17 protein-coding genes and 5 pseudogenes are annotated in these 20,268 nt (G+C 59.6%); 13 read left to right on the top strand and 9 right to left on the bottom strand.

Annotated elements, in window-relative coordinates:
• Window positions 1–790: 790 nt before the first annotated feature.
• Both NKH54_RS23995 and NKH54_RS23990 read right to left on the bottom strand, forming a co-directional pair.
• A complete protein-coding gene (locus NKH54_RS23995) occupies window positions 791–2,284 on the bottom strand; it encodes an NAD-dependent succinate-semialdehyde dehydrogenase (RefSeq protein WP_353029104.1) in 1,494 nt (497 codons plus the stop codon).
• Between the two features lie 133 nt (window positions 2,285–2,417).
• Window positions 2,418–2,909 (bottom strand): Lrp/AsnC family transcriptional regulator, encoded by a 492-nt coding sequence (locus NKH54_RS23990; protein ID WP_353029103.1) that lies wholly within the window; start codon window positions 2,907–2,909, stop codon window positions 2,418–2,420.
• A gap of 387 nt (window positions 2,910–3,296) precedes the next feature.
• Here NKH54_RS23990 and ectB point away from each other — a divergent pair, with 387 nt between their 5' ends.
• From ectB to NKH54_RS23975, 3 genes are all read left to right on the top strand, one after another.
• Entirely contained in the window at window positions 3,297–4,604 is a 1,308-nt protein-coding gene (ectB, locus tag NKH54_RS23985) for a diaminobutyrate--2-oxoglutarate transaminase (protein ID WP_353029102.1), read from the top strand.
• Between the two features lie 105 nt (window positions 4,605–4,709).
• Window positions 4,710–5,006, top strand: coding sequence for an ectoine synthase (locus NKH54_RS23980; RefSeq protein ID WP_353029101.1), 297 nt, complete (start codon window positions 4,710–4,712; stop codon window positions 5,004–5,006).
• A gap of 342 nt (window positions 5,007–5,348) precedes the next feature.
• Window positions 5,349–6,815, top strand: coding sequence for an aspartate kinase (locus NKH54_RS23975; protein WP_353029100.1), 1,467 nt, complete (start codon window positions 5,349–5,351; stop codon window positions 6,813–6,815).
• A 198-nt stretch (window positions 6,816–7,013) separates the two neighbouring features.
• On the opposite strand, the pseudogene NKH54_RS23970 reads toward NKH54_RS23975, so the two are convergent.
• Window positions 7,014–8,214 (bottom strand): annotated as a pseudogene (locus NKH54_RS23970) (IS110 family RNA-guided transposase).
• A gap of 265 nt (window positions 8,215–8,479) precedes the next feature.
• Here NKH54_RS23970 and NKH54_RS23965 point away from each other — a divergent pair.
• Window positions 8,480–8,700: pseudogene (locus tag NKH54_RS23965) on the top strand (transposase); the annotation flags it as partial.
• A gap of 209 nt (window positions 8,701–8,909) precedes the next feature.
• Here the strand turns inward: NKH54_RS23965 and NKH54_RS23960 are convergent.
• Window positions 8,910–9,047 (bottom strand): hypothetical protein, encoded by a 138-nt coding sequence (locus NKH54_RS23960; RefSeq protein WP_353029099.1) that lies wholly within the window; start codon window positions 9,045–9,047, stop codon window positions 8,910–8,912.
• 774 nt (window positions 9,048–9,821) lie between these two features.
• On the opposite strand from NKH54_RS23960, the gene NKH54_RS23955 reads away from it, so the two are divergent.
• The 3 genes from NKH54_RS23955 (at window position 9,822) to NKH54_RS23945 (ending at window position 13,612) form a co-directional block, all read left to right on the top strand.
• Window positions 9,822–11,072 (top strand): ATP-grasp domain-containing protein, encoded by a 1,251-nt coding sequence (locus tag NKH54_RS23955; protein ID WP_353029098.1) that lies wholly within the window; start codon window positions 9,822–9,824, stop codon window positions 11,070–11,072.
• Between the two features lie 688 nt (window positions 11,073–11,760).
• Window positions 11,761–12,699 carry an L-histidine N(alpha)-methyltransferase gene (locus tag NKH54_RS23950; protein WP_353029097.1) on the top strand — a complete coding sequence of 313 codons (939 nt, stop codon included), beginning with the start codon at window positions 11,761–11,763 and terminating at the stop codon, window positions 12,697–12,699.
• A 127-nt stretch (window positions 12,700–12,826) separates the two neighbouring features.
• Window positions 12,827–13,612, top strand: coding sequence for an aspartate/glutamate racemase family protein (locus NKH54_RS23945; RefSeq protein WP_353029096.1), 786 nt, complete (start codon window positions 12,827–12,829; stop codon window positions 13,610–13,612).
• Between the two features lie 413 nt (window positions 13,613–14,025).
• Here NKH54_RS23945 and NKH54_RS23935 read toward each other — a convergent pair.
• Window positions 14,026–14,891, bottom strand: a pseudogene (locus NKH54_RS23935) (tyrosine-type recombinase/integrase).
• A gap of 350 nt (window positions 14,892–15,241) precedes the next feature.
• Here NKH54_RS23935 and NKH54_RS23930 point away from each other — a divergent pair.
• Entirely contained in the window at window positions 15,242–15,562 is a 321-nt protein-coding gene (locus NKH54_RS23930; RefSeq protein WP_353029095.1) for a hypothetical protein, read from the top strand.
• A gap of 56 nt (window positions 15,563–15,618) precedes the next feature.
• Here the strand turns inward: NKH54_RS23930 and NKH54_RS23925 are convergent.
• Window positions 15,619–16,567, bottom strand: a protein-coding gene (locus NKH54_RS23925; RefSeq protein WP_502907568.1) for an IS630 family transposase whose coding sequence is annotated in 2 segments (ribosomal slippage) — window positions 15,619–16,228 and window positions 16,227–16,567 — 951 coding nt in all. Because the reading frame shifts where the segments join, the coding sequence is not laid out codon by codon here.
• A gap of 205 nt (window positions 16,568–16,772) precedes the next feature.
• Between NKH54_RS23925 and NKH54_RS32540 the strand changes: the two are divergent.
• The 5 genes and pseudogenes from NKH54_RS32540 (at window position 16,773) to NKH54_RS23895 (ending at window position 19,412) form a co-directional block, all read left to right on the top strand.
• A pseudogene (locus NKH54_RS32540) lies at window positions 16,773–17,503 on the top strand (site-specific integrase).
• On the top strand, window positions 17,500–17,625 hold the full coding sequence (locus NKH54_RS23910; RefSeq protein WP_353029092.1) for a hypothetical protein: 126 nt from the start codon (window positions 17,500–17,502) through the stop codon (window positions 17,623–17,625). Before NKH54_RS32540 ends, NKH54_RS23910 begins: the two are co-directional and overlap by 4 nt.
• 215 nt (window positions 17,626–17,840) lie before the next feature.
• Window positions 17,841–18,410 (top strand): tyrosine-type recombinase/integrase, encoded by a 570-nt coding sequence (locus NKH54_RS23905; protein WP_353029091.1) that lies wholly within the window; start codon window positions 17,841–17,843, stop codon window positions 18,408–18,410.
• Between the two features lie 109 nt (window positions 18,411–18,519).
• The gene (locus NKH54_RS23900; protein ID WP_353029090.1) at window positions 18,520–19,215 is read left to right on the top strand and encodes a tyrosine-type recombinase/integrase; all 696 of its coding nucleotides are present in this window, start codon (window positions 18,520–18,522) and stop codon (window positions 19,213–19,215) included.
• On the top strand, window positions 19,212–19,412 hold the full coding sequence (locus NKH54_RS23895) for a site-specific integrase (protein WP_352756108.1): 201 nt from the start codon (window positions 19,212–19,214) through the stop codon (window positions 19,410–19,412). Before NKH54_RS23900 ends, NKH54_RS23895 begins: the two co-directional genes overlap by 4 nt.
• Window positions 19,413–19,459: 47 nt before the next feature.
• Here the strand turns inward: NKH54_RS23895 and tnpB are convergent, their stop codons facing one another.
• From tnpB to NKH54_RS23880, 3 genes and pseudogenes are all read right to left on the bottom strand, one after another.
• Window positions 19,460–19,603 (bottom strand): IS66 family insertion sequence element accessory protein TnpB, encoded by a 144-nt coding sequence (gene tnpB / locus NKH54_RS23890; protein ID WP_502907570.1) that lies wholly within the window; start codon window positions 19,601–19,603, stop codon window positions 19,460–19,462.
• Window positions 19,604–19,611: 8 nt separating this feature from the next.
• Window positions 19,612–19,935, bottom strand: a complete 324-nt coding sequence (locus tag NKH54_RS23885; RefSeq protein WP_353029089.1) for an IS66 family insertion sequence element accessory protein TnpB — start codon at window positions 19,933–19,935, stop codon at window positions 19,612–19,614.
• A gap of 76 nt (window positions 19,936–20,011) precedes the next feature.
• Window positions 20,012–20,188 (bottom strand): annotated as a pseudogene (locus NKH54_RS23880) (transposase family protein); the annotation flags it as partial.
• Window positions 20,189–20,268 lie beyond the last annotated feature (80 nt).

The following is a 20,268-nucleotide window of genomic DNA, read 5'->3' as shown; positions in this document are numbered from 1 at the left end:
GCCTCGGCGTTTCGAGGTGATCAACGGTGCTGGCGGTCGGCGTCATTGGTCGGTGGATGACAAGGCGCGGATCATCGCGGAGACGCTGGAGCCGAAGGCAGTCATTTCCGTGGTCGCCCGTCGGTATGGCCGCAAAGCTTTCAATGGGTTAAATTGCCTACAGCCTACAGTAGGACATTCGTTCTAAGGCGGGTCGTGTCGCGAACTTGACAACCCCGATACAGTTTTTGATTTTCGACGCCATCCGAGGCTGTCGGTTATGATTCCTTCGCGATGTCATTCCAGACGTTCTAGCCCGCGGGTTTAGGCGGACGTCATAAGGATGATGCAGCGCCGCGCACGGGACACGGGCAGGTGAGGCAGGAAAGGTTGCCGGGCTCGGTGTCCCGCCCCGCCGCATTTACCAGACGTTCCAGCCGCGTCGTCACGACCCGGCGGATGCGGACGGAACCGGGAAGTAGATTCACAGCGCGTACAGAGTACCCTCAACGGCTTGCAAATCGTGTTTCAATGTTTTTTTGGCTAGGCCTATTCGTCCATGGGGGCTATGGCGTTGTGGACGCGACTACCCTCAACAATGACAGTCCCGATTCAAACATCATTGGCGCAAGAGACCCTCGAGCGCCGCTTACCTCGCTTGGTCGGGGTCTTGGCTTTTCTCGCCATGAGGTAGACAGACTTCTGCACATTCAGCGGCCTAACCCCCTTCGAGCAACATCTGCAAAATCTGGACTGAGCAGCCGCAAAGGTTTCAGGCTAAACCCAATCCATCACATGCCGGACCGAACACCTAGGCTACATCAAGGCAGAGATATTTGAGATCGGTGAAGGCCTCTAATCCGTGGCGCGACCCCTCGCGGCCGATGCCTGACTGCTTGACGCCACCGAACGGGATCGGCGCGCCGGTGATCTTTACGCGGTTGATGGCGACCATGCCGTAGTCGAGCGCGCGGCCCATGCGCTGCTGGCGGGCGCCGTTCTCGGTCACGACATAGGCGACCAAGCCATATTCGGTGGCATTGGCGCGAGCGACAACCTCTGCCTCGTCGTCGAACGGTGTCACCGCCGCGACCGGACCAAAGGTCTCCTCGCGCATGATCAGCGCCTCGTCGGCAACATCGGCCAGCAGGGTGGGCTGATAGAACAGCGATCCAGCCGCGTGAAGCTTGCCGCCGGCAAGGCAGCGCGCGCCGCGGGCGAGCGCGTCGGCAACCTGCTCCTCGACCTTTTTGACGGCCCGCTCGTGCATCAGCGGTCCGATGTCGGTTTCGTCGGCGAGCCCATTGCCGATCCGCAGCGTCTCGACGCGGCGGGCGAAGGCGGCGCAGAACCGGTCATAGATCGGCCGCTGCACGTAGATGCGGTTGGCGGCAAGGCAGTCCTGGCCTGACGTGGCGAATTTGGCGTCGATAGCCAGGCTCACCGCTTTGTCGAGATCGGTGTCGGCAAAGACGATCAGCGGCGCGTGACCGCCGAGTTCCATCACCAGCCGCTTCATCGTCGGCGCACTTTGTGCCGCGATCAACCGGCCGACCTCGGTCGAGCCGGTGAAACTCATGGCGCGGACGCGCGGGTCCTCGCACATCCGACCGACAATGGTGGAGGCCTTTCCGGTGACGACGTTGAAGACGCCGGCGGGCAGCCCGGCGCGCTCGCCAAGCTCGGCCAGCGCCAGTGCCGACAGCGGCGTTTCCGAGGACGGATGCGCGACGATGGTGCAGCCGGCGGCGAGCGCTGCCGCTGCCTTGCGGGTCAGCATCGCCGACGGGAAATTCCACGGTGTGACGACGCCGACGACACCGAGCGGCTCGCGCCGCACCATCATCTCGGCCCCGGGCAGGTGGCTGGTGACGCTCTCTGCGTTGAGGCGCTTGGCTTCTTCCGCATACCACTCGACGAAGGAGGCGGCATAGTCGATCTCGCCCAGCGACTCCTTGAGTGGCTTGCCCTGCTCCAGCGTCATCAGCAGAGCGAGGTCGTCCCTGGCTGCGAGGATCAGCTCGAACCATTTTCGCAGGATCCTTGCGCGCTCCTGCGGCAGCAGAGCCCGCCACGCCGGAAAGGCGCGCCAGGCTGCGTCGATCGCCTTCGTCGTCTGTCCGGCATCGAGCGCGGCGACGAAGGCAATGGTGGCGCCGGTGGCCGGATCGGTGACTTCGAAGCTTTCGGCGGCCTCGCTCGCCGTCCAGTGGCCGTCGACATAGGCGAGTTCGCGCAGCAGCCGGCGGTCGAGGAGGCGATCGAGCGCGTCATGGCGGATCGTGCACGCAAAGTGCGCGGACATGGTCGAGACCTCCCGGCTCGGACTGATACGGGAAGACTATTCGCCATGGGCAGACAGAGAGGCTGTTTGGATGCCTGCCCGTAGAGAGAGTCTCTCTATTGTGCGCCCCGGGAAGAGGATATCTGTGGTCTTGTTACGATTGCGCCGGCAGCAGGTCGGCCACCGGCACGACGCTCTCGTCCTTCACCGTCTTGGTGACAACGTAGGTGAAGTAACGGTCGATGCCGATCTCACGCTCGAGCAAGGCGTCGACCAGCCGCTGGTAGGCGTCGATGTCGCGCGCCATCACCTTCAGCACATAGTCGACGCCACCACCCACCGACCAGCAGGCGACGATCTCCGGGATGTCGCGGATGATGCGTTCGAAGCGGTCGAAATCGGCCTGGCGGTGGCTGGCCAGCGTCACCTCCATCAGAACGGTGGCGACCGGCGCGATCAAACGCATGGCGACGCTGGCGTGATAGCCCGAAACGATGCCAGCCTTTTCCAGTTTGCGCAGCCGCATCCAACACGGCGTCGGCGACAGTCCGACCTTGTCGGCCAGCGCCAGCTTGGTGATGCGCCCGGCGCGCTGGATGGCGTCGAGGATTTTGAGATCGATCTGATCAAGTTTTAGGAACGTCATGCTAAGTATCCATTCGGCGCACTTATATCAGTTCAATTTCCGGCCTGTAGCATGCTCCGTCGTCAGCGCCGATCGCAAGATGATCCGCTACCAGCCCCGTTGTTAAACCCCGTCGCCATTCCTGAGAAACCGCCAGGCCGACACCTACTGTCGTGTATGTCGAATCCGCGACACATTGGGCCGTGCCTGCTGCACTCAGGTTTCAAGTCACTGAACGAAACTCAGAAAAACTATTTCTCAGGCTCCCTCGGCGCAATTGGCATGACTTTTGAGAGTCCTCTTCGTGAAACGCGACGCGAAGGCCCCACTGGTGTTCGCCTGGAGGATTCGAATGGTCAGTGATAGCCAGAGCTTCTCGTTGCCACGCAACGTCCAAAGGAGGCAACGATGATTGTCCAAAGTGCACCGGATCGCCGGGAGGAATTTGCGATCTTCAACCATCTCGAGTCCGAAGTGCGCAGCTACGCCCGCAGATTCCCTGTCGTTTTCGCTAGGGCACGAGGGGCTCAGCTGTTTGCGCGCGATGGGACAGCCTATCTCGACTTTCTCATGGGCTGCTCAAGTTTAAACTATGGGCACAATCCTCCAGAGCTGAAATCCGCGCTCGCAGATTATATTGCGGACGACGGCATCACCCACGGCCTCGATCTGTATAACGAAGCCAAGGAATCTTTTCTGCGGGAATTCCACGAGACGATCCTTAGGCCGCGGCAACTAGACTACGTCGTACAGTTTCCGGGTCCGACCGGCGCGAACGCGGTCGAGGCTGCCCTCAAGCTAGCGCGCAAGATCACTGGTCGGGCCAACGTCATAGCCTTCACCAATGGCTTTCATGGCGCGAGCCTTGGCGCTCTCTCCTGCACGGGCAACCGATACCACCGCGCAGCCGCCGGCCAGCTGCTCGGCGGCGTCACGCGGCTACCCTATGACGGCTATCTTGGATCCGCTGTAGACACCGCCGATTACCTTGATCGCCTGCTCTCGGACCCATCGAGCGGCGTAGACGCTCCGGCGGCGGTGATTGTCGAGACAGCTCAAGGCGAAGGCGGCCTGAATGTCGCCGGCACGGAGTGGCTGCGCAAGGTGGCGGCCATTGCGCGTAGTCATGGGGCTTTGTTGATCGTCGATGACATTCAGGCGGGTGTTGGCCGGACCGATGCGTTCTTCAGCTTCGACGCGGCCGGTCTCCGCCCGGACATCGTAACGATGGCGAAATCGATATCGGGCTATGGCTTGCCAATGGCCATCGTCCTAATTGACCGACAACTCGACAAGTGGGAGCCGGGAGAACACAACGGCACGTTCCGCGGCAATTGCCATGCTTTCGTGACCGCCCGGGCAGCCCTTGAGCACTTCTGGCGGACAGACAGCTTTGCGGCGTCCGTCGAGGAGAAAGGCAATCTGCTGAAAAGCCGCCTTGAGCAGATCGCGCAGAAATACGACCCAAGCCGCGTGTCAGCCAAGGGTCGTGGCATGATGCGAGGCATCGATCTGAAGTCTGGCGAGGTTGCCAGTCAGGTCGTCTGGACCGCCTTCCAGAAAGGCCTCATTGTCGAGACCGCTGGTCCCAAAGACGAGGTCGTGAAATGTCTGCCACCTCTCGTCATTAAGGAGGATCAGCTTAGCCAAGGCCTCGACATCCTCGAGGGCGCTATCGACAGGGTGATCGGCAGGACTGTGAACACGGCAGCGTAAGAGGTGAATCATGATCGTCAGGGATTTCAATAAGGAGAAACTGACAGCCCGACGTGTCGAAACATCGAGCTGGGAAAGCGTGCGGTTGCTACTCAAGAACGATGGATGGGCTTCTCCTTCCATATCACCACGATCCATCCGGGCGCCCGGCTCAAGATGCACTTTCGGAACCACCCTGGGGCGATCTACTGCATCTCAGGAACGGGTTCTATCGAGGACCCGCAGGCGGATGAGGTCCATGTCGTGCGACCGAACATCATTTACGCGTTCGATAAGCATGACGCCTACCTGCTGGGTGCTGAGACCGAATTGGTGTTAGTCTGCGTCTTCGTCCCTCCCTTGGCCGGCAGCGAGGTGCATGACGAGTCCGGTGCTTATCCTCTCGACTCCGAGGCGATCTGATGTCGCCACAGAGAAGGCTAACGAGCGCCGACATCGAGAGTATTCGGCTGCTCCGCCGCTCTGCCGTCGCTCGTCATGCTAGAGGCCGTGCCGCCGTGGTTTCCCCCTCCGCAAGCAAATCCGCATACCAGGAAAGTACGACGACGCGTGGATTCGATCGACCACCCGTGGCTGCTGTTCGGAGGGCCTTGGCACGGCAGCGCTGCGAGGTATGTCAGAAGGAGAAGAACGTATGAATGTCAGCGCGCATGCAGGACGTCCCGCCGCGAAATAGCGCCTATGGATGGCCGCTGGTGCTGCGAGTTGAGACAACTCACCGAAAGGATTTTGAGGTGAAAACTCTTGCCTAACCGCGAGCCTAGCGCCCACACAGTCGAGAAGATCGGAGGCACGTCGATCTCCAACACCGCTGCCGTACTCAAGAACGTCCTAATCGGAGGACGCAAGGGGAGCGCACTCTACAACCGGATATTCGTCGTATCCGCTTATAGTGGAATGACCGATCTGCTCCTCGAGCACAAGAAAACTGGCAAGCCCGGCGCCTATGCGCGTTTTGCCGGCGACAAATCAAGATCGGCTTTGGTCGAAGCGATCGCAGAGGTCCATCGTGAGATGAGGAGGATCAATGCGGAAGTCTTCGGCCGCTCGCCGGAAAGGCACGTCGCCGATGATTTTGTTCGCGACCGCATCGAAGGGGTGCGCGGCTGCCTGTTGGATCTGCAGCGGCTTTGCTCAAATGGCCCCTTCAGGCTCGAAGAGCACTTGAATACCGTGCGCGAGGTTCTCGCCGCGCAGGGCGAAGCCCACAGTTCCCACAACACGGCACTGCTCCTCAGGACACTTGGCGTGGAGGCGATCTTCGTGGACATGACGGGCTGGCGTGACGAAACTGAAACAAGCCTTGACGAGCGAATCGAGACGGCGCTATCCGCGATCGACCTCGGCAAGCAGCTGCCGATCATCACGGGCTACAGCCGATGCCCAGCAGGCCTGGTGCAGCTCTATGGCCGTGGCTACACCGAGTTTACATTCGCCCGGATCGCCGTAATGACAGGCGCCAAGGAGGCAATAATCCACAAGGAGTACCATCTTTCGACAGCCGACCCCAAGATTGTCGGCATTGAACGGGTCCGCACCATCGGCCACACCAACTATGATGTCGCCGATCAGCTCTCTAACCTCGAAGTGGAGGCGATACATCCGGCTGCAGCCAAGGAGCTGCGCCAGGCGAATATACCTCTTCGTTTCAAGAATACCTTCGAATCGGGGGGCGAAGGAACCGTCATTACGCGCGACTACGTCTCTGACACACCGCAGGCAGAGATTATCACCGGCCTCAGAGGAGTGTATGCCCTAGAGTTTTTCGAGCAGGATATGGTGGGTGGGAACGACTATGATGCGGAGATACTCAAGAAGTTGAAAGGCTATGACGTCCGCGTCGTCACTAAGGCATCAAACGCAAATACCATCACGCATTATCTAGCCGCGGCATCCGACGTAATCGCGCCCGTTGTCCAGGCTCTAGAGGAAAGCTTTCCGACGGCTGATATTGTTACAAAGAAGGTGAGCATTGTCTCGGCCATCGGAAGCGACCTAAATATCCAGAACCTAGCGGCCATTGCTGTGCAAGCGCTAGCGGATGCTTGCATAGAGGTCCTAGGCATCCACAAGCTCATGCGCAGCGTAGATATGATCTTCATAGTTGATGAAACCCGCTTTGACGACGCTGTTAGGGCGCTTCACCGCGCTCTGATCGAAGATTCATGGCTGCCTCTTGCAGCGCAGCCTTCGTCCAGCGTGGAGCGCTAAGGCTGAGCCGATCATTGATTTGCACAGCGTCACCACCGGCATCGTGGAACCTCGAACATGTCGCAGACTCGGTTGCGCGAAAATCGCCGTGACGGCTGGTAAAACATCGGCCCTGATCGATCGCGGGATCGTCGTTTCCTACGAGACCGTCTGGAGGGGTCTTGATGCGGCACCGGCTGAAAGCGCCGCCGAGCAGCCTCATTCAAGCCTTGTCGGATTGAGGCGCCCGCGCGCCTTTTCCTTTGGCGGGCGCGGCCGCCAGGCCTCGATAGTACTCGTAGCTCTTCTGGGCCTGCTCGGCGATACGCATCTCCTGGTTTCGGAGGCCCTTGACATTGTAGGCATGCGCGGGTCCGCGACTGTTGCCTTTCTTCTACGGCTTGCCGGCCTGCAACTCCATGCCTCGCACCTTGTGGGCGACGAGACTGGGCCGTGCCCAGAGATAATCCTCCTCCTTCGTCGGCAGATGCCAGCATCTTGCGCGCTACAGCGACGGCGGCAACCTGTTGGCCGCGTCTGGCCCGGATACGGACGAAGAACGCATGTAACGGACCCGACGCCTTGGCGGCTGCCCAAGCGGCTTCCACCAGCATCGCGAGGGGGTGGCTGCGACCGATCTTGCTGATCCGGCCATGATGTGCGGCACCGAGGCCCGACTGATGCACACGCGGATTGAGGCCGAAATAGCTGACCAGCTTCTGGGGGCTCTTGAAGTAGCGATGTCGCCGATCGCCGACATCAGCCCCGCTGCCACGACCAGGTTGGCGCCGGTGATGGTGAGCAGACGCCTGACCGCTGGATCGTCCAGCGTGGTCTCGGCAATCTCCCGGTCGAGGGTCGCCAGGTCCTCGGCAAGCCGATCGAGTTCGCGCACATGCCGCTCGATCGCGAAGCGCTCATCGTCGGGCACTGGCTGGCGCGCCAGCCAGGCGCGGCCGCGGACGTTGAACAGATCGGCGTGCGGACACTTCGTGATCAGGTGCGCATGCAGGATCGCATGCACCTCATTCTTGATCCGGGTCCGATGCCGCATGATAGCTCCGTGCGACCAGCCTGCGCATCGCTCGGTGGCGGCATCCGGCGTCCAGATCTCCGGCAGATAGCCTGCGGCGTATAGGCTGGCCAGAGTGCCCGCGTCGACCTTGTCAGTCTTCACATTGGCATGGGCGATCGCTTTCACCTGAAGTGGGTTGGCGATGACCACCCGCTTCACGAAGGGCGACAACACCCGTGACACCGCCATGCAGTTACCGGTCGCCTCGATTACCACCTCGTCTGTCGCCAGAAGGCTTTTACCAAAGCCCTCCAGCGCCGTTCGGGTCATGTCAACCCGCCCTCCATGTCGAAGCCTGCCATCTTCCCAGAAAACCACTTCCCCGAAGGTTCGGTGGATGTCCATTCCAATCACGCGTCGCATATGTGCCTCCTGTCAGAGCAAAACGACGGGAGCGGCCGGCGACACGACAACTACGGATTGGCGCTCCCGGCGCAACCGGGCGAGTCGCAGAGGCGGCCAGCTACTAACACGAGCTCTCGGCTCATCGTGTGGATCGGCCTGCCCGCACCTTCGTGCTCCCGGTGCCTCCGTCCCGGATGGTCGCACCATACACCGCGATCCTGGAAACCGCAGCCGGATATCGGCACGGAGAATCATCACACCGGTTACGAAGCCGATCCAGCGTCTTAACGGCGAGATTAAGCGGCGCACCGAGGTCGTCGAAATCTTCCCCAAGGACGATGCGATCGTGCGCCTCGTCGGCGCAATCCTGCTCGAACAGAATGATGAATGGGCACTGCAGCGGGCCAGAGATATATGACCCATCTGGAAACCATCAGCCAGATGAGCGATGATCCCCTGATCAGCCTGCCAGCCGTGGCGCGCTGATCAGCCCGGCCCATGCCGGACAGCACGGCGACCCCCACTACACCACGCCGCGGGACACGATCGGATCGCCGCCCATCAATGCACTACCGGCTCTTGTTAATGACCTTGCGGAGCTGCCGCCAGATGGGGAGGTTTCGTTCGTCCACCCGCTCCTCAACGGCCGTCAGCGTCCAACCGACCAGGCAATATCGTCCACCGCCCTATCGGTATCAGACCGCTTGATGCAGGCGGCAATGCGCGGGCGAGCCATCGCCACTGTCCTTCGGGATGCTGGCAACCAGGGTGTGCGCTTCCTGATAGGCGAGCGCGATACGCTGCCGATCCTCGATACCGCTTTGCAGGATCATGCGGCAAGTCCACATGAGGGTGTTCGATAATTCCTCGAATTCATCCCTCATTTCGGATCGGATTCCCATGAAAAGTCCCAAAGTATGCAGGACTCCGTACACACTATTGAGCCTTTGGGCCCATGTGATCCCAGCCACGACCACTCAGCGGCATCGATCTCGCTTTTGCCTTCACCTTGTCCAGCCTGATGTCTGCCGGGCATGAACGCTCGATACGATCACGCCGCTGGATCCTCTACCCGCGCGCCAAGCCGTTCCAATCCATGGTGACAGTCGGGAATGGGAAAGACGATGATCATGAAGTGCTTCAGAATCTATCATTCGCCGGGATCCGCCATGAGAAAATGGCCAGCCGACCCGCCGAACGACAGTTCCGCGCCGAACTGCGCCTTGGTGTCTCGACGTTCTAATTGGTGTAACGGGGGGAGCCCAGCCAGCTAGGTTGAAACCAACTCAAGACTCATTCCAGTCTGATGCGTTCAAGGCAACCAGAACGTCGACCGCATTCGCATAGGCTTGGATGCGGCGGTGAAATGGCCCTGCATTCGATTCACATGATGGAGAACCGAGCAGTTCGCCAGTGTCACCAACTTCGCCCCTCGTCCTTAGTCTGAGGTCGCAACAAAACCTTCAAACTAATTTACAGAGTCTTTACGGCTGAAATTCGCCGATGATGGTACGCTCGCCACGAAGTCTGAGGTCAGTCGGGGCCAAACACCTCATGGCCGTTTACGCTCGGACCGCGCACAGCATTCAGCTTAGGGGTTACAGCCAATGGCAAGAAGAGCGCTTATCCTGGTTGAAGGCCATGCGATGGATACTGGACTGCTGTACATCCAAGCGGCCCGGCGTCTCGGCCTCATTCCAATTGTCCTCTTGGCTGATTCAACACAGGACGATAGTTTCGCGAGGGAAGGAATTGAGGCAATCCGCGTCGATGCAAACGATCTCGACGCGCTGATTTGCGAGTGTTCCAAGGTACGTGGGATCTATGACATTGCAGGAATTACGAGCGCTGATGAGTCGCTCTACGCGACAGTTGGCAAGCTCTGCCGGCATTTCCGTCTTTTAGGACCGAATCCCGAATCGATTGAACGATGCTGCGACAAATTCGTTCAACGTCAGCTCCTCGCGCAGGCCGGAGTTCCAATGCCAGCCTATTGCGTGGCGGCGAATGCCACTGATGTAGAACGCGCTGCCGTGGAAATCGGCCTGCCGGTTGTTCTTAAGCCAGCAGTTGGCACCTGCAGCATCGGTGTCCGCCTGTGCCGTAACTACGATGAGTTGGCCGAACATACGACCTATCTATTGGATGGGAAGCACATATGGCCTTCTTCGCCAAGGATACTGGTTGAAGAGTTCGCACAAGGCCCCCAATATACCGCTCAGATAATGGGGAATGAGGTCATTGGATTTACTGCTGCTCACTTCGGCCCCCCACCTTATTTCGTCTATCGTGAATTCAGCTTCCCGGCCTTGCTGACTGATGACGAACATGAGCGTATCGCCGACGTCTCGCTTCGCTGTTTGCGAGCTCTTGGGCTTGGCTGGGGGCCGACGAACATAGAAGTGCGGTGCACGAAGCATGGCCCAGTCGTCATTGAAGTCAATCCGCGTCTTGCTGGCACGCCTGATCCTCAACTGGTCCAGTTGGCTTACGGCATCGACCTTGTCACCGAACACATTAAGCTTGCCATCGGCGGCGAATGGAATTTGCGCAAAAGGCATTCACAAACTGCGGCCGTCCGGTTCCTGGTTGCTGATCGCGATGGCGTCCTCGATTGGACCGATGGCCACAATTTGGCCGCTGTCATATCAGGTGTCGCCGAGGTCAAGTTGTATATTGAACCCAAGTCGCCGATAGTTAGGAAGGGCGATTACCGAGACACGATCGCACATGTCATCGCTGCTTCAGATAGTCTTGCTCAGACCGAGGCGATACTTCAGCGTTCGGTCGACTTAATCAATTGGTCGATTACACCATTTCAGGCGCTTAACGAACAGGACCGCCCTGCGGACCCTTAACTTCCCGCACCACCACAGGTGGCGCCAGGTACGAGGTGACTATCGGCGGACATTAATTGACAACACCACAGGGAGGTCGGCCGAGGACGACGATTAAGTTTTGCGCTGTCGAACATTGCTTGGGAACGTTCCGGAGGAGATCAAAAGCGATGGCGTTAGCTGAACCAGCAGTAGAGGGGCTCTTCTCGCCAGTAGCGGTTCCCACCTCCAGATCCATCAACCGTTCGGCGGCAAAGCAGCGCTCGCCCAGACGTGTGAGGGCGAAAGTCGGATGGTTGAACTCCTCGAGACCTGGTCTCGAACAATTTGGATGAATTCGGCTTGTCCCCGGAAGAATCCTATGTGCCATCCTGAGGAAACGCCGGCAAACACCTACTGGCGGGTTTGTCGAGTCCGAGACATCTCGTGTCGGATCTAGCTTCCTGTAGACCCTCGTCTAAGTCAACGGGGGATCCGTCTAAGCCTCTTTTTACGGTAATTGGCACGATCTTTGATGCTCTCCTTACCGCAAGCCGCAGGAGATGCCGCCATTGTTTCAACTTCATGGGGGGGGCAACGCGTCATCTCCCATCGGCCTCATCTTGATGGAGACACACCTGTGGTTAGACAAAGCGAGAATATACCTACGAATAGATGCAACATTATCGGCCGAGACGTCCCGGAGGCCCTCTTATTTCCCAGAGATGCATTGGTCACGTCGCTATGTGAGTCACCGCGCGCCATAAACTCAATATATTTCTATGACGAGATCGGATCGGAACTTTTTGAACGTCTTTGCGAGGAAGAGACGTATTACCTATTCAGGACAGAGAAAAGCATACTGGCCAAGCATGCACAGTCGATTTCTGACGTCACAGGTCCTGTTTCTCTTATCGAGCTAGGGTCTGGCAATGCGGAAAAAACGACTCTTTTAGTCGGCGCTTATGTGAAAGCGCATGGCCAGACCACTTACGCCGCCATCGACATCAACCACTCCATCTTGAAGCGTGCGGCCGAAAACATTCTCTCAGATGCATCGGATTTGGGCTTCCTAGGGATCGTCGGCACATACCAAACCGGGCTTTTACAGACGAAAAAGCTCACGGGTCGAAAGCTTTTAGTTTCTCTCGGCAGCACAATTGGCAACCTGTATGATGGCGAACTAAATAATCTTCTACTCTCGACCAGCTCGGCCTTATCTGTCGGCGACTATTTCTTGGTAGGAGTCGATTTGGATAAAGAAACGGGAATTATGGAGGCGGCCTACAATAATCAGACGGCAATTTTAACTAACTTTAGCGCTCTACAACACGTGAATCAGCGGTTCAAAGGTAACTTTGATTTGTTTCGGTTTAGATATATGGCGTTTTATAATCAATCTATGTCTAGAATGGAGAGTTACGTCCAGGCTGTGCAAGAGCAGACCGTGAACCTTCGGAAGCTAAACTTCTCATTTCATCTCGCTAAAGGAGAGATGATTAGGACGGAGATAATGCGGAAATTTACCCTTAGTGCGCTGAATGAAATATTCGTTGCGTATGGCTTCCGTCCGGTTCAGCATTGGACCGATCCCGAAAACAGATGTGCTGTGTCTCTATTTCAACTCTCCGATGAGCCGACAAAGGTGGACTCTGAGCGTCCCGTGTGAAGAGCTAGCGATGAAGAGGGGGCATCGGACATGTGAGCTACTGCATCGCCGCTTATCAGCATGGCAATGAACGGTGTGCAATTTTTATCAAGATAGTAAGTTCATTCCGGATTGAGGAGTTATCATAATGTTTGGAAACCGTGATTTTGGAATTGATCACATTCGTGCTCAACCGCATACATATGCTTGTGGGATGGGTCTGGGGGTCATGCTGCTCGATGAGGTATACCCGGGGTTTCCCGGCGATGTGCGGAACGCAAGTGCCTATCCATTTCCGATCCAGTATGACGTAGTCGAAGGTGTTGACATTCATCGGCTCGTATTTGAGGTGGATAAATCCGCCTGCCTAGAGCCCATACTGCAGGCGGCGCGCCGGCTCGAACGTATGGGATGCCGAGCCATCGCCGCTGAGTGCGGTAACTTCGCGTATTTCCAGAAGGAGGTGGCGGCCGAGATATCGGTGCCTGTATTTATGTCGAGCCTTCTGCAGGTGCCTCTCGCGCAGCGGCTGACTGGAACCACGAAACAAGTTGGGATTGTGTGTGCCTTCCCGCGGCAGCTGACTGAACACCACCTCGTCAGCGTCGGAATCGATCCCTCATCAAACCTCGCGTTCATGGGCGCATGCGAGGAATATTCGTGCCCGGAGTTCGAGAATTTGTGGATCGCAAGTAAGCGCCTCGCGATTCCGACGGCCAGTTTCGAACGCGCCGAAACCGATTTCGTTAGCGCGTGTAAAGACTTCGTCTCTAAGAATCCCGACTTGCGCGCACTGGTTTTCAGTTGCACGGGTCTTCAGCCTTTCGCACGCTCTGTACAGCGCGAAGTGAGGTTACCTATTTTTTCTTGGAGCACCCTGCTTGACTACGCCTTTTCAGTCGTGGTTCATCGCGAACACTATGGTCACGTTTGAACGGTGCCTGATTGTTCGTCTCGTTTGAAGATCGGCGATGAGGCAGGTGCAATCGGCTTGAGAGTAGTCTGATTGATAAGGGACTAATACCAAGAGTCATGGGATTTGACCGATATGGACCCACTCCCGCATTCCGATTGAAGTGATGGCATCGGGGACGGCGAGGAGTTTGTGCCAAGCCTCGCATGCGGCGTTGATGATAGCCTCACAGCTGTCGAAGACACGGCTGGAGAGCCAGTTCTGACACCCAAATTACATACCCGAAAGACCTCGTCCACGGAAGCAAACTCGACACAAAATCAATGAGAACGGCCGAATTTAGCCGGCCAGACGCGGTCGATAAATCTTATTCGGCCGGCGCTAATCGATCCCGTCCAGAAGCAGCGAAAGCTGTGCCTTAGTGAGCGACACGGTCACCTGATCCTTGGTGGTCGGCCAGGCGAAACAACCATCGGTGCGGCGGGGTGGGCGCCGGCCTCGGCAAAGAGCTCGAAGGGGCTCGACGTGGCGCAGACCTTGTTGGTGGCGATCCGCAGGTAATGGGCGGTGGTCGCGAGGCTGCGGTGACCGAGCAGCAGTTGAATGGTGCGCACATCGGCGCCGGCCTCCAGCAGATGGACGGCGAAGGCGTGGCGGAGCGAATGGGGCGTGACCGGCTTGGACAATCCGGAGCGGTCGCGCGCTTTCGCGCAGGCGTGTCCCACCGCATCCCTGGTGATCGGCTGGCCGGACGATCGCCGGGGAAGAGCCACTCCTTTGGCCGCCGCACCTTCCAGTAGCTGCGCAGGATCTCCAAGAGCTTGGGCGACAGCATCACAGAGCGGTCCTTCTGGCCTTTGCCCTGCTCGACGCGAATGACCATTCTCTGGCTGTCGATGCCCGTGGGCTTCAGCTGCACCGCTTCCGAGATGCGTAAGCCGGCGGCATAGCACGTGGTCAGGATGGCGTGGTGTTTGACGTCGAGGACGCAGCCGAGGAACCGCTGAACTTCCTCGGGACTGAGGATGATCGGCAGCTTCTGCGGCTTCTTGGGAAGCGGCAGGACCTCTTCAGGCGCCCAATCCCTCTCGAGCGTCACAGTGTAGAGAAAGCGCAGCGCCGCAATGGCGACGTGGATTGAGCCGGGCGACAGCTTCTTCTCGTTGGTCAGATAGACCTGATAGGTCCGAATATCCTCGCGCCCGAGCAAGTCCGGCGACTTGCCGAAGTGACGCGCGAACAGCGACACCTGTTGTAGATACGACAGCTGGGTGTTGAGCGCGAAGTTGCGCACCTGCATGTCCTCGCTCATGCGCTGGCGAAGTGGGTCATGACAAACTCCTCCTTGTCCGATGGAATGGGCTGCAAGCAGCCACTCCATGCTGACGCAGTCGGAGCTTGTTGTGGACACATGACCCGCGCGACAGACGACGCGATCAACACCACGCCGGCGGCACTCACCCTCCTTGCCGCTCCGCATTCGCGGAGCGGGTCAGTCCAACCGTTTTTATGCGTCGGGCGAGATTATGTGGCGGAGCCGCCCTGACGCCCGTCAGGGCCGGCCAAACCCAGCTTGCCTCCGCCACATAATATTTCGTGTCTCTCTAACGGACGCGGGATTCCCCTGCGCCGCAATGTCGGAGGGGCAGGATGCTCGAGTTCTATTTTTCGTATCGTGGGGTGCTCAAGCGCCTGCGTAGCGGTGCGCTCGGTGGCGAGATGGATCGCATCGCGAAGCATTTTTTCACGCTTGGTTACAAGCGAGCGTCCGCCAAGATTTACCTGAGCCGCATTCGCGCTTTAGCCAGTTTGCCGGGCCGCGCAGTGGTCCGATGCCGATCCATCAAGATGTCATCGATAGCTATTTATGCACGTTTACTACGGATACTCCGCGCATTGGGGCAGGATCGGCGCTGGGACACGCACGGCGAGTGGCTCCAGAGCGGTTCATTGTTTCCGTTCCAAGTGTAGAGGATGATCCAGATGCTCCGCTTCTGGCCTCCTTTTCGGACTAGAGCAGAATCTGATCACTCAGGCTCGTATCCTGCGGCGCAGAAGTAGTTTGAGCACTCCTCGGCGGTGAAGCGTGGCAAGGCGTCGCGGATTGCGTCCCAAAGCTCGGGGATGTTGCGTGCGGCGGCTTTCCTGAGGATCGACTTCAGCTTGGAGAAGGCATTCTCGATCGGGTTAAAGTCTGGGCTGTAAGGCGGTAGGAAGAGCATTCGCGCGCCGGCCGCTTCGATCGCTTGGCGGGCGGCGGCGACTTTGTGAGCGGGCAGGTTGTCGAGGATGACGATGTCACCAACTCGAAGCGTAGGCGCCAATACATGCTCGGCATAAGCGGCGAACCATTCACCCGTCATCGGTCCGTCGAGGACCATCGGCGCAGTCATGCCCGTCAGGCGCAATGCGCCTGTAAAGGTAGTCGTTTTCCAGTGCCCGTGCGGGATCGGAGATCGGCACCGCATGCCCCGCTTTGCCCGTCCACGCAGGCGAGCCATCTTCGTCGATGCGCCGGTCTCGTCGATAAAGACCAACCGTTCGGGATCGAGATCAGGCTGGGCCTTGAACCAGGCGCGTCGCCGCGCGAGCACGTCGGGCCGATCCTGCTCGCTGGCGTGCGCTGTTTTTTTTGAAGGTCATCGAGTGACGGTCGAGAAAGCGCCAGATCGTGCTCGGCGCGAACACGACCGCATGCTCCGCCCTGAGAAATTCAGCCAACTCGACCAGTGCGATGTCGTCCTGACCTTCGATCACCGCTAGGATCGTATCCCGGTAGGCTTCGATCCGCTGGGAGCGCTTGTCTCCGCCTTGGGGCTTTGCCCGCGTCGCGCCGCTCTCTCGCCATTCGCGGACCCAGCGGACCGCGCTTGCCGCGGCAACACCGAAACGATCCGCCGCAGCCCGCCGCGACAGACCACTCTCAACCGCTGCGATCACTCGCGAACGCAAATCCTCCGATATGGCTCTAACCATGCCTGCTGGCCTCCATACCCAGCCGACATGATGAATCAGATATTCTCCCCGATGGGAATCCCTCGCGATTCCATCAGGTCAGATTATGCTCTATCTGCGCAAGGTGCGGGGACTTGAGCCGAAGACCCGCGAAGGCGTTCTTCTGGGCGGCCGCCGCTTTCTGGATTGATTCCGCCATCATCATCCCGACCAAGAGCCCCAAGCGTTGACGGCGGAGCATGTCTTCGCCGCCGTTGAGCATCGGCTGTCGCTATCGGCGACCTCCGCCACCCGCACGGCGGCGACCTCTCACATCCGAACATTTCTTCGGTTTTTGTATTGGGCTGGCCACCATGACCATTTCGCCCGCTTCGTCCCAGGGACGCCGCATTGGCGTTTGGCGCATTTGCCGCCGCGCCTTGCATGGGATGACGTTCGGCGCGCAATCGATGCGATCGGCGCAACGACGCCAGTCGACATCCGCGATCGAGCCGTCCTGTTGCTACTCGCCACCACGGGCATTCGCAACAGCGAGCTTCGCGCCATTCGGCTGCAGGATATCGACTGGCGTGCTGGCGCGGTTTTAGTCCGGCGCACCAAGGGTAAGCGTGATCGGGTGGCACCGCTCCTTGAGGAGACCGGCGCCGCGCTCGCCGACTACATCCTGCGCGCTCGACCGAAGGTGGACAGTCCGTATCTGTTCCCAAGTGCGCGGCGCCTGTTTCGAGGATCGTGCGGAAGCGGTTGCGGCATGGCGGGGTCGGACTCGGGCGGGTCGCAGGTGCACATCTCCTGCGCCACAGCCTTGCCACCCAGCTCGTCAGGCAGCGAACGCCGATCAACGAGGTCGCCGATCTTCTCGGGCACCGCAGCATCAATACAACAGCGCTGTACGTAAAGATCCCGGCCTCGCAGCTCGCCGAGGTCGCATTCCCTTTTCCGGGAGGCGTCGCATGACCGCCTTCGCCCGTTTCCTCGGCGAGAAGGCCGCCGAGCGTTACATCGAGCTGCGCCACTCCCTCGGCTACGCCTTCAGCAAGCAAGCTGGCACGTTGCGGGGCTTTCGTCCGCTACGTTGAGCGCGGTCAGCTCGATGCGCCCGCCACTCGAACGATGGCGCTGGATTTCGCCTTGTCGTTCAGCGGCGCCCCAACAGCCGCGCCACTCGCCAGGGCGTGCTCCGCCGGTTTTACAGTATCTCGCCGTCTATGACGTCCGAACCGAGGCCTTGGAGCGCAGAGCTTTCCCCAGATCCAGAGCGATTCCGCCTCCGCGTATTCTCAGCGAGGCTGAGTTGGCGTCGCTCATCGACGCATGCCATCGCATTTCGCCGGAGGTTCCTCTCAAGGGCCGGACCATGGCGACGCTGATCGGATTGTTGGCGAGCTCGGGGCTGCGATCGGGCGAAGTGGTCCGGCTTGATCGTTCCGACGTCGATCTGGCCAACGGGGTCCTCCTCATTCAGAAGACGAAGTTCCGCAAGGATCGTCTCGTTCCAGTTCACACGACAACCCAGGCTGCCCTTGGTTGCTATGCCCGTGAGCGCGATGCCGCATTTCCCATGCCCAAGGATCAGGCCTTCTTCCTCAGTTCCCGGGGCAACCGCCTCTCGGCGACTGGCCTGCAAAACGGCTTTGCTGAGGTCCGTAAGCTCGCCGGCCTTGATGGCGGCAAGCCGTTAAGGCCGCACGATCTCAGGCACCGGTTCGCCGTGACCCCCCTCAGCCTCTGGCACCAACAGCGCGCAGACGTTCAGGCGCTGCTCCCGTTGCTCGCCACCTATCTCGGCCACGCCAGTTACAGCGATACAGCCTACTACCTCACTGCGGCGGAACGCGCCTTCCTCGATGGAGGTGCAGCATGAGCGAACACCTGCTCTTGGCGCCGCTCCTGGAGTCCTAATTTCGCCGGCGCCTGACCAAGCAACGCAACCCGCTCCCGCGACCGTGGCCAGCTAGCGCGACGCCTTGCGCATGCTGATCCTCTTTGCCGCCGCTCGACTACGAAGGAAGCCGGCGGCATTGACGCTCGAAGACCTTGATCGAGACCTCGTTCTCGCCTTTCTCGACGAACTCGAAGAGAAGCGGAACAACTCCGTCGCCACGCGCAATGCCCGCCTGGCCGCGATCCGATCTTTCTTCCACCACGTCGCTGCCGCCGACCCGGCGTCCTTCGGCGTCGCCCAACGCGTGGTGACGATTCCCATAAAACGGGCGCACATCGAGGTGACGCATCACCTCACCAGCGCCGAAGTGGACGCCCTCATCGCGGCGCCCGATCCAAAGACGCCCCGTGGTCGGCGCGACCGAGCCTTTCTGCTCTTCTTGGCACGGACCGGCGCCCGGGTCTCCGAAGCCACCGGCGTCAACGCAAACGACCTTCAGTTGGAGCGGCCGCACCCGCAAGTGCTGCTGCGCGGCAAGGGGCGCAGAGACCGCGTCGTCCCCATTCCTAAGGACTTGGCGCGAGCGCTGACGACCTTGTTGAGCGAGCGCGGGATCGCCCATCACGAGCCGCGACCGATATTCGCCGGCGCCCGCAACGAGCGCCTGACTCGTTTCGGAGCGACCCATATCGTGCGGCGTGCGGCCGCCGAGGCCGTGACCATCAGGCCGGCCTTGGCCGACAAGCCCATATCGCCGCACATCTCCGGCACTCCCTGGCCATGAAGCTTCTCCAGTCCGGCGTGGACCTTTTGACGATCCAAGCCTGGCTCGGACACGCACAGGTCGCCACGACCCACCGCTATGCCGCCGCGGATGTCGAGATGATGCGCAACGGACTCGAGAAGGCGGGCGTCGCCGGCGACCACGGCGTGCGTTTCCGACCGAACGACGCCGTTCTGCAACTGCTGAACAGCATCTAAATATTATGTGGCGGAGGCAAGCTGGGTTCGGCCGACCCTGACGGGCGTCAGGGCGGCTCCGCCACATAATCTCGCCCGACGCATAAATGCGGGTCGAGCGCGAGCACCTGCTGCACCATCCGCGCTAGGCTGTTGATCCCGCGGCGCATGTCGGTCTCACCGCAGCACAAGTAAATCCGGTCGGTCGGCACCACCGTGATCACCTGGTCAACTCCGCCAGGACGATACGCAGCGCCGTCGGATCGACGGTCCCGTCGATCCGCAATCGCGCGCCGTTCGGAAAGGCCACGACGATTCTGCCGGCCGGGTCCGGGCAATTGGCGACGGGACGCTCTACCTCGGGCAGATCGCTCAGGTCGATCCGCGCGAAGTGCGCGACCTCGGTCACCGACGACCCCGCCGCGCTCGCCAGGTCGACCAACGCGCGCTTCTCGGTGCAACTCCACAGTCTTCGTTGCCGCACGCGCCCGGGCACCGTTGAAAGCTCTTCGGCCGCCGCGGCGCCGCTTAACTCGGCGACCATATCGCCCCTCGCATGTTCCAATGTCATGGCGCGAAAGCTCCATGTTCATCATCCTATTGCAAGGTGCCTTGGCGCACCGCTTACCACCCCACAGCTTCGTCTCGACGAAATCGTCCATGCCGCACAGCGTCGCGCACAGCACCACAAGCAGGATTTCGGGTAGCGGATAGGCGACACGCCAACGCTGGCGGGGATCAGACAGCGCCGAAAAATGATCGAGAATCGAAAGCGAACGGGAATGTTGGCGCGACATCGTGGGCTCCGCAAATCACGAAGCCTCCCATGAATCATATCCGCACCCCACACGCACCACCCGTTAACCCGAAGCGATTG

Source organism: Mesorhizobium sp. M1004, assembly GCF_040318795.1.
In the GTDB taxonomy this organism is placed as follows: domain Bacteria; phylum Pseudomonadota; class Alphaproteobacteria; order Rhizobiales; family Rhizobiaceae; genus Mesorhizobium.
This window is presented reverse-complemented; position numbering and strand designations above follow the sequence as displayed.